Origin of the sequence: Paenibacillus sp. NRS-1760 (assembly GCF_050467785.1) — a bacterium.
Classification (GTDB): domain Bacteria; phylum Bacillota; class Bacilli; order Paenibacillales; family Paenibacillaceae; genus Pristimantibacillus.
Genome location: NZ_JBITPK010000013.1, coordinates 544,777 through 560,585, shown reverse-complemented (window position 1 = coordinate 560,585; position 15,809 = coordinate 544,777). Strand labels below are relative to the sequence as shown.

Annotated in this window: 16 protein-coding genes; 2 read left to right on the top strand and 14 right to left on the bottom strand. The window is 44.0% G+C overall.

Annotation, left to right across the window (positions count from 1 at the left end; genetic code table 11):
* Positions 1-3: 3 nt before the first annotated feature.
* From ACIFSR_RS18125 to ACIFSR_RS18090, 8 genes are all read right to left on the bottom strand, one after another.
* Positions 4-927, bottom strand: a complete 924-nt coding sequence (locus ACIFSR_RS18125; RefSeq protein WP_339202632.1) for a polysaccharide deacetylase family protein — start codon at positions 925-927, stop codon at positions 4-6.
* Positions 924-1,907, bottom strand: a complete 984-nt coding sequence (locus ACIFSR_RS18120) for a phosphotransferase (protein ID WP_339202633.1) — start codon at positions 1,905-1,907, stop codon at positions 924-926. Before ACIFSR_RS18120 ends, ACIFSR_RS18125 begins: the two co-directional genes overlap by 4 nt.
* Before the next feature lie 15 nt (positions 1,908-1,922).
* A complete protein-coding gene (locus ACIFSR_RS18115) occupies positions 1,923-2,594 on the bottom strand; it encodes an MOSC domain-containing protein (RefSeq protein WP_339202635.1) in 672 nt (223 codons plus the stop codon).
* A 268-nt stretch (positions 2,595-2,862) separates the two neighbouring features.
* Positions 2,863-4,476: an APC family permease gene (locus tag ACIFSR_RS18110; RefSeq protein ID WP_430058925.1), complete on the bottom strand. Its 1,614-nt coding sequence runs from the start codon at positions 4,474-4,476 to the stop codon at positions 2,863-2,865.
* Positions 4,477-4,598: 122 nt separating this feature from the next.
* Positions 4,599-5,204, bottom strand: a complete 606-nt coding sequence (locus ACIFSR_RS18105; protein ID WP_339202639.1) for a response regulator — start codon at positions 5,202-5,204, stop codon at positions 4,599-4,601.
* A gap of 62 nt (positions 5,205-5,266) precedes the next feature.
* Entirely contained in the window at positions 5,267-5,878 is a 612-nt protein-coding gene (locus ACIFSR_RS18100; RefSeq protein ID WP_339202640.1) for a DUF3298 and DUF4163 domain-containing protein, read from the bottom strand.
* Between the two features lie 15 nt (positions 5,879-5,893).
* Complete coding sequence (locus ACIFSR_RS18095) at positions 5,894-6,406, bottom strand: GNAT family N-acetyltransferase (protein WP_430058922.1); 513 nt, start codon at positions 6,404-6,406, stop codon at positions 5,894-5,896.
* Complete coding sequence (locus tag ACIFSR_RS18090) at positions 6,403-7,128, bottom strand: phosphonate ABC transporter ATP-binding protein (protein ID WP_076265856.1); 726 nt, start codon at positions 7,126-7,128, stop codon at positions 6,403-6,405. Before ACIFSR_RS18090 ends, ACIFSR_RS18095 begins: the two co-directional genes overlap by 4 nt.
* 158 nt (positions 7,129-7,286) lie before the next feature.
* Between ACIFSR_RS18090 and ACIFSR_RS18085 the strand changes: the two genes are divergently transcribed.
* Complete coding sequence (locus ACIFSR_RS18085; protein ID WP_076265855.1) at positions 7,287-7,511, top strand: hypothetical protein; 225 nt, start codon at positions 7,287-7,289, stop codon at positions 7,509-7,511.
* A 65-nt stretch (positions 7,512-7,576) separates the two neighbouring features.
* Here the strand turns inward: ACIFSR_RS18085 and ACIFSR_RS18080 are convergent, their stop codons facing one another.
* Positions 7,577-7,714, bottom strand: a complete 138-nt coding sequence (locus tag ACIFSR_RS18080) for a hypothetical protein (RefSeq protein ID WP_179089726.1) — start codon at positions 7,712-7,714, stop codon at positions 7,577-7,579.
* 145 nt (positions 7,715-7,859) lie between these two features.
* Between ACIFSR_RS18080 and ACIFSR_RS18075 the strand changes: the two genes are divergently transcribed.
* On the top strand, positions 7,860-8,594 hold the full coding sequence (locus ACIFSR_RS18075; RefSeq protein ID WP_076265854.1) for an HAD family hydrolase: 735 nt from the start codon (positions 7,860-7,862) through the stop codon (positions 8,592-8,594).
* A gap of 85 nt (positions 8,595-8,679) precedes the next feature.
* Here ACIFSR_RS18075 and ACIFSR_RS18070 read toward each other — a convergent pair whose 3' ends face one another.
* From ACIFSR_RS18070 to ACIFSR_RS18050, 5 genes are all read right to left on the bottom strand, one after another.
* Positions 8,680-10,938, bottom strand: a complete 2,259-nt coding sequence (locus ACIFSR_RS18070) for a DNA topoisomerase 3 (protein ID WP_430058917.1) — start codon at positions 10,936-10,938, stop codon at positions 8,680-8,682.
* 202 nt (positions 10,939-11,140) lie between these two features.
* Positions 11,141-12,301 (bottom strand): hypothetical protein, encoded by a 1,161-nt coding sequence (locus ACIFSR_RS18065; RefSeq protein ID WP_430058914.1) that lies wholly within the window; start codon positions 12,299-12,301, stop codon positions 11,141-11,143.
* Positions 12,302-12,556: 255 nt separating this feature from the next.
* Positions 12,557-14,044 carry a glutamate synthase subunit beta gene (locus ACIFSR_RS18060; protein ID WP_076265851.1) on the bottom strand — a complete coding sequence of 496 codons (1,488 nt, stop codon included), beginning with the start codon at positions 14,042-14,044 and terminating at the stop codon, positions 12,557-12,559.
* A 245-nt stretch (positions 14,045-14,289) separates the two neighbouring features.
* On the bottom strand, positions 14,290-14,781 hold the full coding sequence (locus ACIFSR_RS18055) for a dihydrofolate reductase (RefSeq protein WP_339202650.1): 492 nt from the start codon (positions 14,779-14,781) through the stop codon (positions 14,290-14,292).
* 42 nt (positions 14,782-14,823) lie between these two features.
* Positions 14,824-15,780, bottom strand: a complete 957-nt coding sequence (locus ACIFSR_RS18050; RefSeq protein WP_339202652.1) for a thymidylate synthase — start codon at positions 15,778-15,780, stop codon at positions 14,824-14,826.
* Positions 15,781-15,809 lie beyond the last annotated feature (29 nt).

The window sequence follows — 15,809 nt, the reverse complement described above, 5'->3', positions numbered from 1 at the left end:
TCGTTAGGTTGTAAAGCCTGTTCGAGCACGCTGTAGTTTTTGCAGTTCACTCCAGCGAATCATACGGATGTTTTCTTTTTGCAACGTATTCTTGATCTCAGCATCACGGAATAATTCAAACTCCATTCCCCGCTTTAGAGGCTGCATGTGAAAAGCATTCAGCTCATCGGTTACAAGAGACGGATGTATAATAATTTCAGAAACGCCTGGTTCCAGACCCTCAAGTACCTGCTGCATGCTTGCCTTTAGTGAATCAAATGTTTCACCCTCCTCCAAGTGGAACGGCAAGCCGATTAAATAATCAAGGATAACAACACCCTTCGAATCCGCCAGCATTCCGAGCTGTTTGGCTTGCTCTTCCAGCTCAGGAGAAGCCATTTGACCAATATTTTGCCTTAAATTACGCGGCAAACGGAAAGGCAGGCCATAGGAAGCGCATACATCCAGAACGATAGATAAGAAATTTCTGCCGGTTGCTAACCCATACAAGCTTCCCATGTGATTGTCCGCATGCGATGGTTTCATCCCCATAGCTAAAGCCATTTCAATTTGTGCGATAAGTTCTTCTTTTACTTGCTCTGGATCAGCTTTCAGCTCAAAGGTTTTACTGTCCTTCGGGAAATAATTTTCATGGGTGACAAGCGAACTTGTGCTTCCTTTGCGGTTGACTGGACCCCAGCGGTACATATCCCATTCGCTAGTAAATGTGAAATGGACACCCACATCGACTTGCGGGTGCCTTGCACTCCATAGCGCTGCTTCCCTCGCCCAGCCGCAAGGCATCATAATCGTCGCCGAGCTCACCGTTTGTTCTAGCAGCAGCTGCTGAATGCCGACATTTACCGAATGGCATACTCCGTAGTCATCTGCGTTAATAATGAGCAGTTTTTCGTTCTCGCCGTATCCCAGTGCTTTGGCTAAACTCATGAAAAATCATCCTCCCAATGTTCATTAATCCAGCGGCAGCCGAATGCTGACTGATCGATAATGCCGGAAAGTATTTCCTCATCATCTAAATTATCTCTTAAGCGTATGGCAAAATGCAATGCTACATCAAGCAATCTTAATTTCATTAATATCGGCAATATCTTAATTTCATGAAGAGTTAACGGATTCGTATCCTGATAACCCTGCAATAAACGCTTCACATTCTCTTTTATATTTAGGTCATCTGGTTTTATGATATCGACAATAATGACAGCAAGCTCCATCGCTCTAACATCGACAGTCGTAAATTCAAAATCCAGCACACCTACGATCGCATCGCCTTGACATACCGTATTATTAAAAACCAAATCACCATGGATCCATTGTTCCGGCAGCCCGACAAGTTGATTACAATCCTCTTTCAGCTTCAGACGCTCCTCGTGCAAGGCCATGAAGCTTGATTTTCTACCTTTAAGATCTACGGAAAGCTCTGCCATTGCAAAAAAAGCTTCCTCATCCATCAAAGCATATGTATTTTCCAACATGAAATAAGGGCTGTAAAGCGGCAAGCCTTTTGGGTTTATTCCGCTTAAAGCACTAGAAAGCTTCGCAGCTGTAACGCCTAGCGCATAAACATGCGCTGGGTTTGAAACCGTCGGTCGGTCACCATCAATAAACTGAAATAATGACGATAAGGTGCCATCTGTTGCAACGCTAATCGTTTCGCCTTGTTTATTCTGAACTGGAATCGGCACCTTAAAGGCTAGCTTCTGTTTATTCAAGTCGTTCAGTACCTCATGTTCAAGCCTTACAATATCAATATCCTTATGGTTATTGTAAATGCGCAGGACAAATTTTTTATTTCCCGACGAAATGATTCGGGTCGTATTATTCATTCCGCTCTCCCGGCTCTCAATATGACAAGGCTCGGCGAACGCATATGCATCTAAATAAGCTGTAAAATCTATGGTGTCGGTCAAAACAGACAAGCCTCCTTATTGATCAAGCTGCAATCTTGTCAAACGAGCCCCCAGCTGTTCCTGCCAGCTCGCAGCCAATTCTTTCACATCAAGCAGCTCTCTGATTCCCTTTATGTCATCTTTATCACGGTACATGACACGGTTAGCTTCCATAACCGTTTTACGGGCCGGATGTTTATATTTAATTTCAAACGTCATCCCTGCCTGTATATGGCCCTCTTGGAGTACGCGGAAATAAAGACCTGTGTAGCCTTCACGCTGAACATGTCCCGGCAATTCCGGCAGCTTATGCCGCAGCCCCAGCTTATAGCACGGCTGTCTTGGCTGACTTACTTGAAGGATCACATCATCTGCCTGGATAATATCGCCGATGCACAAATCCCCTTCTGTCCAGCTCGAGAGCGTAAAGTTTTCACCAAAAGCTCCGTAATCAAATGGCTCCTCGTATTTCTCACGCCAATAGGCGTATCGTTGCTCGAAATAGACGCATACCGCTTTGTCCGGTCCACCATGATGAATCGTATCGCCTTGTCCATCGCCCTCAAGTCCTATAGTGCTCAAAGCATGGGTTGCTTGTGAAGGCTGCTTATAAATTCCTGTTAATACTTCTTTACTGCCGTGTGTTATTGATTTCGGCATTCCTATATTTAGTGACACAAGTTTAGCCGTTTCTATATGATGTGTCATTCGCTTCGTTCCTCCTATAATGATCTCTCATTTGATTATTATAATCTTCTTAGGGAGATGTTGGCAAAGAGAGATAACTATATCAATAACTTTTGTGATTTTCAATTTACCAGCAACGCTTTCGACACATTCTACTTGCGTTAGCCACTGGCTGTCGAAAACCTCTATTTTCTGTTACTTATTGCGTTTCCCCGGGAAATGTTTTTTAAATAGTCCGACTATTTCCTAAATGAGTACATCATTATTTCCCACAGCATCGACATACAGATTAATTTAAAGGAAATTTTCTTTCCATAAAATAAAGCTCCTTGCGCGAACGATTAACTCTGCTCTGCAGGCTCATCCCATGTTTTTGCCGATACCTTAGCTCCATGAAAGAGATCAATGTAAGAAATACAAAAGCTGCAATTGAGCCTCGATAATCGATGAATATAGCAGCTAGTATCGTCGTTAACAGCAGCCAAGCTATGGAAACCACATGGAGTGGGATACTCCAGCTGCCCAAATGCCACGGTGATGCATGCAACCGCGCATGGATCTTCCCCTGTTTTATTTTCCAGGCAATCGGTATGGCATAAGATAGATTTAAACATATTATCGCTGCAGTTAGAAGAAAAATGATTGTATCGTCTCTATAGCTGAAAAAAGCAATGAGAAGAATAGTTAATGAAATGACCGCACACAACCAGACGGCAGGAATCGGCGTCTGATGCCGCTCCGACACGTTAGACCATCGTTGGCTCAGCGGCAAGGCGCCATCACGTGCTAGGCTGTATACAATCCGCGAGCATACTGTCATCGTCTGCAGTCCGCTGCTCCATAATGATAGAATGACAAAAATAATGATCATACTGGTGCCGCCCCAGCCAGCAGCTGCCGTTTGTAGAAACGTTCCCAACCAGCTTGGTTCGTTAGACAATGGAATGGATATAAGCATAAAGCTCAGAAGTACAAAACCAATAACAAATGTGTAAGCAGTAGATAAAAAAATCGACCACGGTGCTCGTACACGAGGATCAATTGTTTCTTCCGATCCTTGGCTTGAGCCCTCCATGCCAATAAATAGCTTTAACAAAAGGAGCGTACCGCTGACGAATGATCCCGCCTGCACGGTACCATTCCACTGTGCATTTTGAAATTGATACATCAATACAGGAGAATAGCTGCCTGGCCATGCAAGCCAAGCTAGCCCAGCAATAATGAATAAAGCAATAAATACTTGCAGTATAACGCCGCCTGCTTGCAGCTTGCTTAACATCCGGTTTCCAAAGTGGTTCACAGCACCTTGGGAAGCAGTCAGCACTGCAGCGACACACCAAAAAGTGAAATCCGATGTTTGATAACCTATTCGAGCGGACATAAAACCGTCCAGTAAAGCTGCACATGCGCAGTTTAGCAGAGCAAGCATAGCTAAATGTCCAGATGCTTGAAGCCAGCCTGCTCGCACTCCCCATGAGCGCCCGCCTGCTGAGGATGCCGTATGATAAATTCCGCCTGCAGTTGGTGTCACAGATGAGAGTTCTGCGAGAGATGCACTTAAAATAAGTGCAAATAAAGCGATTATGGGCAAACCAAATCCAATAACCGACGGCCCCCCCTCTCCGATCGCTGGACCAAACAAAAAAGCTGCGCTTCCAATCAAACCGAGCGCATTAAACGATAAACCAAATGATGATAACCCGCCGAACCGCCGTCTAAGCTGCTGCGCTAAACCATAACGATGCAAATCATGTTTGTCCTGTAGCAGCTGCGCCTGCAAGCCATAAACAATTAGATTCTGATGCTTAGATAATGAAATGGACTGTTGCGCTTTGAACGCAATGGCAATAATAACGGCAATGACAATCGCAAATATTAATAATCCTGCTAGCAATAAAATCATCCAATCACCCTCCTACGTAACTGTATGAGTGGTTTGGATGTCACATGCAAAAGGAAGAATGATTAAAGCGCATAACAAACACTCGCATCCATCAAGATGCGAGTCGATTGATTTTTATTTTTTCACTCAGCTTGATTAGAACTTTGCTCCAGTATTCCATAAACGAGTGATTTGAGTTCTATGATATCAAAGGGCTTCGTAAAACAATGTGTAATGCCAAGCGCAAGCGCCTCTTCCATTATGTCTGGATCTGCATATGCCGTTATGAGAATGACAGGCACCTCTGGCGACAGCATTCTTATCCCGCGCAAAATTTCTATTCCATCCATTTCGGGCATTTTCAAATCAAGCAGTACACAATTCGGCTTCTGCTTCTCGTAAATGTCCAAGGCGATACTGCCGCTTTCAGCTTCATAAACATCGATACCCTGCGCAGCAAACAATTCAACAAGCATCATTCGAATAGCGGGTTGATCATCTACAACTAAAATCTTATAGAGCATATCTGCTGAATAAGGCATCGAGCTTATAGTTGCTTTTGCAGCTGCCTCAGCAAGGGGTTGATCTACTATTCGATTCGTAGATATTGACGTAACTGTCGCGGATGGTAAAACAGGCGTCCTTTCGATGGAGCGTTGCTGCTCCTTTTCCATTTTTCGTTGGTGAAAGAAGACAAACGACACCGCGACAATTAGAGCTGCTGCGAATAATATGAGAAAATATATCAATGCGTTGTCTCCTTATGTTCTTAGGCTGAATAACTGCTAAGAGAAAATGGTTTCATTCAGAATTAGTCATTAACCAGCATCGGTCCAAGTGGACCATCCTCATTAATGATATCTTGCAGTTCGTAGACGGATATCGGAAAATACAGAAATCCAAACACATAAGCTGCCAGCTCATATAGCTGGAAATAGACGACAAGTGAACGGTCCGCTACGTAATAGTCCTGGTCAGGTCTTATGGATTTAAAAGGCTCCAGCGTATCAATCTTTCTTGCCAAGATTTGTGCGCTTACGATAGCGCTTATCCGCCCAACATAGTCCGACCCAGGTTTAAACAGCTGGGCCAGCGTATAGGTTTGTCCTGTCGATTGCTTAAAAGTCAGCGATTGCTGAAGCGTCAAGCCGTGAGCTCCACCAGTAAAGGCATAATTGAACAAGGAAAGACTAAGATAATCCTTTTGATTATTTTTCTGTTCAAAATAACCTAGCATCTGCGCTCTCGGATCATCAAGCGAGCCTTGATTATGAACCATCTGCTGCACGGTATGATGAATCGTATGGTTGATCTTTTTATCTGCAGCTTCGCTTCTGCCTCCGCTCACATAAGGCAATGACAGCTCGGCTTTCGGAAAATCAGCTTTTGCCGTTTGGATAACGACTGGCGGTTGAAATGACATATGAAAGACACCTTCCTATTCGGTAAGATGCTCCATTGTATGCAATACACGTCTCATCTCATGCCAAACGATTCCGCCATGCGTAGAAGCGGACACCCCTCTACTCTCAAATTGCTCCGATTCGTAGAACGGAATCAAATGCTCTTCGCACATCAGTATAATGGTTTCAATATGTGATGAACTACATTGTTCGATCAGCTTCCTCAGCAACAAAGTGCCGATTCCACGCCCGCGATAATGCGCATCAACAGCGATAGTAAGGATGCAAAAGTTGTTCCCCTCAAAAAAATCAGCTTGATTCCCCTTCATTTCATCACCGCAATCAGTCTGTGAAGTACGGATGCCGTTTGTTATTCCAACTAATTGGTCGCCAAGCCAAGCTGACCAAAAAAATGAACGATAATGCTTATAGCGAAATTGAAACCCTGCCATGGTAGCAGCAGCTTCAGGAGAATAGCATTTTTGTTCTAGCTTTATAGCAGCGTCGAGCTCATCTTCTGTTATGAGGCGTAGTACGATCTCGTTCACAGGAGTGCCTTCTCGCGTTCAGTCAATCTTCTGCCGCTTACGTTAAGAACAAGTTTACCGTCTTTCAAGCCGAGAATTTGATCAGCAAATCGCTCCGCCCAGTCCCCCTGATGCATAACAGCAATCACAATAACGCCTTGCTCCTTGCATAGCGCTTTCAAATCAGTTAGAACTTGATCCGCTGTATGGGGATCAAGACCCGAAACCGGCTCATCGGCTGCAATGACTTTAGCGCCATGAACGAGTGCTCTTGCAATAGCCATACGCTGCCGTTCGCCCCCGCTAAGAGTGCTCGCCTTCTGATGTGCTTTATCAAGCAGGCCGCGTTTTTCGATCATATCCATTGCACCCATATAATCATCATTACGTACCATCCCGGTCCATCTCCGCCAAGCAGGCGTTTGTGAAATTGAACCGATAATAACATTTTTTAATCCCGTCTTGTTCGGGAATAGAAAAGGTTTTTCTTCCACATAAGCAACCTCTCTCCGAACTTTAAGCTTGCCTTTGAATCCTTCTTTGAAAATATCTTTGCCATCAAATTGATAGGAGCCTTCACTCCACTTTTCTTGCAAGGCTAGGCACCGAAGAAGTGTGGACTTCCCGCTTCCGCTATCACCTTTAATGGCGATAAAGTCGCCAGGATAAGCCTCAAAGCTAATATCATCGAGCACCTTTGGCCCGCCGGGAATACGTCTGGATAAGTTCTTTACTTTGATCATTTTCCGCTCTCCTTCTGTTTGCAGCAACTGCTTCTATGAATCTAGTTTACGTTAAACAAAAAACAGTTTCCATACGAACAAATGTTTGGTATAATAAAAACAAGAACAAACGTTCTAATGATCGACGAATTCAACATTTTGAAGGAGGCCTGATCACCATGAATAACATCTGCGAAAATTTCCGATATGTAGAGAATGAACGTCCTGGACGCGACTTAACTTTTAAGTTTTACGCCGATGGACGGCTTATTATCATCGATAATGTTGCAGAGGAGGTGATCACTCCCAAAGATTTAAAGGGCGCCAGCAAGGACTTCTACGTTCGCAGACGTATCGCTTTCATTAAGAATCAATTAAAAGCTTCACAGCTTAAATATGCATAACATGGATTAGAAGGAGAGCTGAAGCTATTCAAGCTCTCCTTCTGTGTTTTTAAAAACTTGCTTCATTAAGGGAGCTGTTTGTTAATGCCGTTTAAGCTCGCAGGTCGCTTCGCGAATTTATCGGTTTTAAGCTTGCCTGACTGTCCACGCAAGGTAGAATGATTTTGACGAGATTCTCCATTGCCGTTTTTGTTGATAGCCATTGCAATCACCTCCACTATCATTATGCCGATATTATTGGATATGTATGTAAAAGCAGTTCCTCTCTTACACCCTACATTGACTCGACCCTGCCACTTGCGGTAGATTGATCATACAGTTTCAAGTTTTGCAAAGGAGATCGTATACATGAAGCAACAAATTATGTTTGACCTCGACGATACATTAATTCACTGCAATAAATACTTTTACTTGGTCATTGATCAATTTATTGATGCAATGACCACTTGGTTCGGCAGCTCTCCCCTCGTTTCAATACAAGCCATCCGAGACAAGCAAATGGAGATCGATATTGCCGGCGTAGCCGTATTCGGATTTAAAAGTGAGCATTTCCCACAATCGTTTGTTGATACTTACATTCACTTCTCTCATTTGACTGGTCGCAAGAGATCAACAAATGAAGAAAACTTTCTATGGAAGCTTGGCTTAAGTGTATATGAGCACGATACCGAGCCGTATCCAAATATGGAACAAACGTTGTTCTCACTAGCGGAGGCCGGCCATGAGCTTCATCTCTATACGGGGGGCGAGATGCCCATTCAACGTCGCAAGATTGAGAAATTAAACTTGGAGCGTTATTTCGATTCCCGCATTTACATTCGACGTGTCAAAAACAGCGACGCATTAGAAACCATTTTGTCCAATGGTGTCTTCGATCGCAACAGTACATGGATGGTTGGCAACTCCATTCGAACGGATGTTGTTCCTGCATTAACAGCAGGTATTCACGCTATTCATATGCGTGCGATAACCGAATGGGAATATAACATCATTCAGATTGAAGTGGAACCAAAAGGCGCTTTTTTAACCTTGGATCATCTAAAGGATGTCCCAGGCGCTATTCACGGGTACGTTAATCGATAATGGAATGACAAAAACAAATAAACCCGAATTCGTCCCTTGATGCTTCTGACGAATTCGGGTTTTTGCTATGTGAGAAAAATGGCCTCTACTGTTCGATTGCCAGTTCTCCAGTATCCACATTTTTAAGCACTATTTTTCCTTCTCCAGGCGTACCATCCGGAAGCTCAAGCTTCAGCTTAGTCGTCTTCCCCTTCTCGACTAAAGCTTTCACCTGAGTATCCGTCAAATTCCTGCCAAAGCTTTCTTTCCATATAACGAATTTACAGCCTTCCTTATAGTGAGAACAGCCATAGCCTTTGCGCCCCATAAAGATGGAACCGCCACAGCCTGGCCTTGGACAAGTGGCAATAACAGTCGGGCTGCCTGATACAGTAGACGCAGCCGATGCCGCTTTTTTTGCCGCTCCAGCCGTTTTAGTTGAGGCTGCACGGGTGCGAGTCGCTGTACCAGACTTCCCGCCAGTGCCTTTGCCGGAAGCAGGAGCTTCACTCTCAAATGATGTTTTGGCCGCTCGTGATTGAACGCGAACCTTGTCCACGATCATCGTCGCGAATTTTTTTACATTTTCCATGAATTGTCCATCCGAAGCTGTTCCTCTGGATATCTCGTTCAATCGTCGCTCCCACAACCCCGTCATCTCAGGAGAGGTTAGCAAATCAATACCAGCACCACGAATCAGCTCAATAGCTGTTCGGCCTTTTTGTGTAACTTGTATTTTTTTGCCCTGCATTTCCACATAACCAACGTTTTTCAGCCGCTCAATCGTAGCTGCGCGCGTAGCTGGTGTACCTAATCCTGAATCTTTCATTGCATCTCGGACATCCTCGTCCTCAATTTGTTTGCCTGCGCTCTCCATTGCTTTAAGCAGTGTGCCCTCTGTGTAATGCTTGGGAGGCTGTGTGTCCTTCTCTTTCACAATGGCATCCGAACAGATAATTCCTGCATCTGCTGATATGGAGAAAGGCTCATTTACTTCAATTTCTTCGTCCTCTGCTTCTTCCTTATCCTTGCTTTTGGCTGAAGGTTTTGCTTTCTCCTTCTTCTGGTCAGCATAGATGACCTTCCATCCTAAGCTAAGAAGCTCCTTAACCGTCGTTTTGAACATTTCGTTCTCTACCTCAGTCAAGACGGTGTGAACCTTATATTCAGCAGCTGGATAAAATTGCGACAAAAACCTTCGCACGATCAAATCATACAGCTTTTGCTCATCAGGGCTGAGTCCATTTGCTTTACGATTCGTTGGCAAAATGGCATGGTGATCCTCAACCTTTGTCGGGTTGCAAATAAATTTATTCCCCTTATGCACAAGGCTCCGATTAGCCCCTTTGACAAGATCATCATAGGCGGAACCTTGAAGTGCATTCAACGTTTTGTGCATTTCAGGAATGTTCTGCTCAGTCACGTAATTTGAGTTTGTTCTTGGATAAGAAATAACTTTATGCTTCTCGTACAACGCCTGTGCTGTATCCAACGTTTTTTTCGCGGAAAAAGCATATTTGCCATTGGCTTCCCGCTGCAAAAGAGTGAGATCGTATAGCTTAAACGGATACTCCTTCGTATCCTTAACTTCATAAGACGCAATTCGTCCAGCCTTGCCTTTAACCTTTGCCGCAACGGCCTCAACTTTTGCTTGATCTGTCATTCTCTCGGCCTGCCACATGCCGCGGTACGTCATTTCATCCTGTGTGAAATGTCCTTCCAGTTCAAAAAATTTCAAAGAGGAGAACGCTTCAATTTGCTTCTGCCGATCATATATAAGGGCGAGCACTGGCGTCTGAACTCTGCCAACCGATAGCAGCACATTATGCTTCGTTGTAAAAGCACGTGAACCGTTCATTCCGATTAGCCAATCCGCCTCGCTTCTTGCTGTTGCCGCGCGGGTCAAATTCTCATATTCGGCGCCCTCTTTCAACTCCTCGAAACCCTTTCGAATCGTCTCAGGTGTTAGGTCTGAAATCCATAGCCGCTTAACGGGTTGATTTAACTTAAGATGGCGCTGGATGAGGGAAAAAATATATTGCCCTTCTCGCCCGGCATCACAAGAATTGACAAGTAGGTTGCTGCGTTTTGCCAGATCGCCGATAACCTTAAGCTGATCGATTGTTTTTTTGTTCGGTACGAGCTTGAACTGTGTCGGTATAATGGGAAGATCATTAATATTCCACTTTTTGTAACGATCATCATAGGCATCAGGCTCTGCAAGACCGATTAAATGACCGATCGCCCACGTAATAATATAATGCTCGCCTTCTATGTAGGAACGGTGATTTTTTGCTTTAGGATCGATTGCGGCTGCTATATTTCGTCCCATATCAGGTTTTTCCGCAATGATTAGTGTCTTCAAAAGATTATCGCTCCTTCATTAAGCTTTTCGAAAGTCTAACGCCTATCGCTCTCCACAATTAGCAATAAACGTTTCGCACTGTACAGCCACTAGAACATTTTACAGATTTCCGCGCAAAAAAGAAATGTTTTTCCCCATATCAAGTTTGAAATTTCTCCATAGAAAAAAGCAAACCCAAGTGGGAGAGTTGTCCCAATTGGGTTCACGGAAGGTCTGTGTTAATAGCCGGCTTCTCCATATAGGCAATGATTTTGGCGAAAATCGAACGAACACCATCCGACCACTTCGGGTCTTCCGCATACTTTCGATTAATCCATGTAAACGGATCTACTTCTGCCGGCCTATCCTTGCTTAAGTTAAATACGGTTCGTGCCGCAATTTCTGCCGATTGCTTAATATTGGTGCTAAAATCCTGCCAGCTATGAAAAACATTAAAAGGATTGTTGGCAATCTTTTTATGCTGCTTATTCGTTTTCGGTACAAACCCTTGCTCTTGTCCAGTTATAGCGAATAAGACGACCGGATGAATATCGAAGGCTTGCGCTGCCGTTATAATTGCTCCAAAATAAGGCTCCTCAGCTAGTATGGATGATTTCGTCTTTAAAAATGAGATCAACCGCGCTTGATCAATTTCTTGATAACGAAGCTCGATAGGCAGCCCGTCTACAGGGACAACAATAGGTTGAACTTGGTTCATAACAACGGGTGGCTGCAGCTTGTTGTCTGACGGTAAATTTAAAGACCAGCCATACAATAAAGTAGCTGCAATTAATAGAACGCTTAATGTGCTGTATATATAAGTTCTAGTACTAATCCTACGTGCTAACGTATTGCTCCATATCGTTGCAGGCAGTGAAATGACCTCTGCTTGTGTTGAAGTTTGCGTCATATTACGCGGTTCAGCACCTTCAGTAATAAGCAATCCTCTCAGCTGCGTCAGAAGGCCATTCTCAGCCTCATTTGAAGCTACACCCGATTGCTCCATGTTTAATACGAGCTCGTCCATTACACGCTGCATGAGAGGCTTCTTGCAGCTTATGAGCAGCTGCTCCTCTAGCCAATCATGGAACGGATCATATATTTCTGCCGAAGTTCGATCTAGCTCTAAACAGGCTTGAAAAATGTCTTCCGCTCTAACCGGTCTTTGCCGCTCCAAAACAGCTGTTCTAATGAGCATTTCTGTGACGGAGCGTTTAACGCTGGTCTCGAAATTCGGTAATTGCTTATGTATTATGCGTTTGACCGCATCCGCTACAATTTCTGCTCGTTTTTCCCCAGGCAGCGCAGCGTATTTGTGTTGTACATAACTTCGAATATTTCGAACGTCTGTTGGTGACAAAACATATGCTTCATCGGCTGCCATGACGAATCGCCCCTTCGCGTCATCTCAATCCGATTTTACCACAAGTTTCCTTAGGACAGTGAGCTTAGTTTTTGAATTTCTTCTTGAATGTGCGGCTAAAGTTTAAATACTGTTATTTGTTCCTTCTCGCTAACCGTAAATTGATATTTACAATCACAGCCTTCATCATGCGGGACAGTATTGATCCCATACTCAGCAAGAAAAGCGCCCTAAGGCGCTTCTCATCCATCAAATTTATTATCTCTCGACCAATATTTAAGGAAGCATCGATGATCCCATCAAATATTTATCCACTTCACGAGCGGCCTCGCGACCTTCATTAATCGCCCAAACCACTAAGCTTTGACCACGGCGCATGTCGCCTGCAGCAAATACTTTATCCACATTAGTGTTGTATTTGCCATAAGTCGCTTTTACGTTTGTACGACGGTCTTGTGCAAGACCAAGCTGCTCAATCAGCGTCGTTTCAGGGCCTTCAAAACCTACTGCAATAAATACAAGATCTGCAGGCCATACTTTTTCTGTTCCTGGAATTTCACTATATATTTTACGTCCAGTCTCATCAACCGTACGTTCAATTTGAACAGTATGAAGCTCTTTAAGGTTTCCATTGCCATCGCCAACAAATTTCTTCGTTAGTACAGAAAACGCGCGAGGATCTTCACCAAATAGAGCTTTTGCTTCCTCATGTGCATAATCCAGCGTGTACACATTCGGGAATTGCGGCCATGGATTTTTATCGTTGTCTCGCACTAGCGGCGCTTTCGCATGTGTGCCGAATTGCGTAACCGACTTACAGCCGTGACGCAGTGCTGTAGCCACGCAGTCCGATCCAGTATCTCCGCCGCCAATAACGATAACGTCCTTGTCTTTCGCGGAAATATAGTTTCCATCTTCAAGATTCGAATCCAAATAGCTCTTAATTGTGCCATTCAAGTAATCCATTGCCATGTGAACACCGTTCAAATCGCGGCCTTCCATTTCAACGTCGCGAGCTCTTGTCGAGCCTCCGCAAAGAACGACTGCGTCAAAGTTATTAACGAGCTCAGAAGCTGTAATATCTTTGCCGATCTCTGTATTCGTTACAAACTCAACGCCTTCTGCTGCCATAATATCAACACGGCGCTGAACAACATGTTTCTCAAGCTTCATTGTAGGGATACCATAGGTTAGCAAGCCGCCGATGCGATCTGCGCGCTCATATACGGTTACGGTATGTCCTGCTTTATTCAGTTGTGCAGCAGTTGCCATTCCAGCAGGACCAGAGCCTACAACGGCAATCCGTTTGCCTGTGCGGACTTTTGGCGGTTGTGGAACAACCCAGCCCTCTTCAAACCCGCGATCAATGATTGCTTGTTCGATCGTTTTGATCGTTACAGCATCGCCTATTAAACCAACTGTACAAGATCCCTCACACGGTGCTGGACAAACGCGGCCAGTGAATTCAGGAAAATTATTTGTTTTATGCAGACGGTCTAGCGCTTCACGCCATAATCCGCGATAAATCAAATTATTCCATTCTGGAATGAGATTGTTTACGGGGCAACCTGAAACCGAACCTGCCAGCTCAATGCCTGTGTGGCAATATGGTGTACCACAGTCCATGCAGCGAGCGCCTTGTGTTTTTAACTGCTCATCCGAAAAATGCTTATGAAACTCTTGCCAGTCTTTGATACGCTCTAGCGGGTCGCGATCGGCCGGCAATTCGCGCTGAAATTCCATAAAACCAGTAGGTGTAGACATGATCGCATTTCCTCCATCCATATTTCCCGTTAACACTGCTTAGATTCTCTTTAAAACTATATCGGGAATTCTTAAAATATTCAATAACGAACTTTCTGCGAAAACGAATATTTTGTCTAAAGCACTCGTTTACTATTTTACAACATCCTAGCATTCAAGTACTTATGAAGGTAATGGATTATGCGTACAATCATTTGCACTTTCTGACATATCGTTCGTCAAACGTTCGGTTTTACCTTAGAAAGCTACACTTCCGACCGAATAAACGTTTGAAACGTGAAAGCATACTTGTTTTTTTCATCACTATCTCTGCTCTCGCTTTCCACAAGCTTCCACTGCAAATCAGAGAATGCAGGAAAAAATGCATCTCCGCCTTCAATATCTGCTTCCACTTTTGTAAGCAATATTTGATTAGCGAAGGGCAGAAACTGCTCGTAAATATCAGCACCGCCTATAACAACAAGCTCTTCAGCTGTATATAATTCTAGCGCTTCTTTAATCGAATGTACGATTTCACAGCCCTCAGGGTGGAAATCCGTTTGACGAGTCAATACGACATTTTTACGATCAACCAATGGCTTAGGCAGTGATTCAAACGTCTTACGGCCCATGAGTACCGTTTTACCAATCGTCATCTTCTTGAAAAAAGCCATTTCTGCTGGCAAACGCCATGGCAGCTTGTTTCCTATTCCTATAGTTCTATTGCGATCCATAGCGGCAATCAAAGTAATATTCATAATGGTTAACTCCTTTCTTCATTTTTAAAAATGAATATGAATTTACACAGCTACCGGCGCTTTAATCGTTGGATGCGGGTTATAATTCTCAATGGATAAATCCTCAACTGCAAAGTCGAAGATTGATTTTTTGTCTGTGTTTAATTTTAACTGAGGGAGCGGTCTAGACTCTCTGCTGAGCTGAAGCTCGATTTGCTCCAAATGATTCGTGTAAATGTGGGCATCTCCAAGCGTATGAATGAATTCTCCCACTTCAAGCCCGCATTCGTGTGCAATCATGTGGGTCAATAAGGCATAACTTGCGATGTTAAATGGTATGCCTAGGAAAATGTCAGCGCTTCGCTGATAAAGCTGGCATGAAAGCTTGCCGTTTGTTACATAGAATTGGAACATCGTATGGCAAGGAGGAAGTGCCATGCTGGGAACGTCTTCTGGATTCCAAGCGGAGACGATCAGTCTTCTCGAATCCGGGTTTTTCTTAATCGTCGCAATGACATCCTTAAGCTGATCAATCGCATCCCCTTGCGTCGTCTTCCACTCTCTCCACTGCTTGCCATACACGTTGCCGAGCTCCCCGAATTCAGCGGCAAACTGGTCATCCGTTAAGATGTGCTGCTTAAAGAGATCCATTTGCTCTTCATATACTTTAGAGAATTCAGCATCCGTTTGCGACCGAAGACCAAAATTCGTCATGTCAGGGCCCGTGTAGGATGCGCTCTCCACCCATCTTTTGAACGCCCATTCATTCCAAATATTATTATTATGCTGCAGCAGATAACGAATGTTCGTATCTCCTTGAATAAACCAAATCAACTCACTGGCAATTAATTTGAATGGCACACGTTTAGTTGTAAGCATCGGAAAACCTTCGCTAAGATCAAAACGCATTTGATAGCCAAAGGTAGAGATCGTTCCAGTCCCCGTTCGATCTTCTTTTTTTGTGCCATGTTCTAAAACATATTTCAACAAATTCAGGTAGGTTTGTTCGCTTTTGCTCATTTGGACATTGCTCCCTATCATGAAAAAAA

Bases quoted from the DNA above. Each gene is read 5' to 3' on its own strand.
- ACIFSR_RS18085 (WP_076265855.1), top strand. From the start codon at position 7,287: ATGAATAACATCTGCGAAAATTTCCGATATGTAGAGAATGAACGTCCT.
- ACIFSR_RS18075 (WP_076265854.1), top strand. From the start codon at position 7,860: ATGAAGCAACAAATTATGTTTGACCTCGACGATACATTAATTCACTGC.
- ACIFSR_RS18055 (WP_339202650.1), bottom strand. From the start codon at position 14,781: ATGAATATTACTTTGATTGCCGCTATGGATCGCAATAGAACTATAGGA.
- ACIFSR_RS18110 (WP_430058925.1), bottom strand. From the start codon at position 4,476: ATGATTTTATTGCTAGCAGGATTATTAATATTTGCGATTGTCATTGCC.
- ACIFSR_RS18125 (WP_339202632.1), bottom strand. From the start codon at position 927: ATGAGTTTAGCCAAAGCACTGGGATACGGCGAGAACGAAAAACTGCTC.
- ACIFSR_RS18060 (WP_076265851.1), bottom strand. From the start codon at position 14,044: ATGTCTACACCTACTGGTTTTATGGAATTTCAGCGCGAATTGCCGGCC.
- ACIFSR_RS18050 (WP_339202652.1), bottom strand. From the start codon at position 15,780: ATGAGCAAAAGCGAACAAACCTACCTGAATTTGTTGAAATATGTTTTA.
- ACIFSR_RS18100 (WP_339202640.1), bottom strand. From the start codon at position 5,878: ATGTCATTTCAACCGCCAGTCGTTATCCAAACGGCAAAAGCTGATTTT.
- ACIFSR_RS18090 (WP_076265856.1), bottom strand. From the start codon at position 7,128: ATGATCAAAGTAAAGAACTTATCCAGACGTATTCCCGGCGGGCCAAAG.
- ACIFSR_RS18065 (WP_430058914.1), bottom strand. From the start codon at position 12,301: ATGGCAGCCGATGAAGCATATGTTTTGTCACCAACAGACGTTCGAAAT.
- ACIFSR_RS18115 (WP_339202635.1), bottom strand. From the start codon at position 2,594: ATGACACATCATATAGAAACGGCTAAACTTGTGTCACTAAATATAGGA.
- ACIFSR_RS18080 (WP_179089726.1), bottom strand. From the start codon at position 7,714: ATGGCTATCAACAAAAACGGCAATGGAGAATCTCGTCAAAATCATTCT.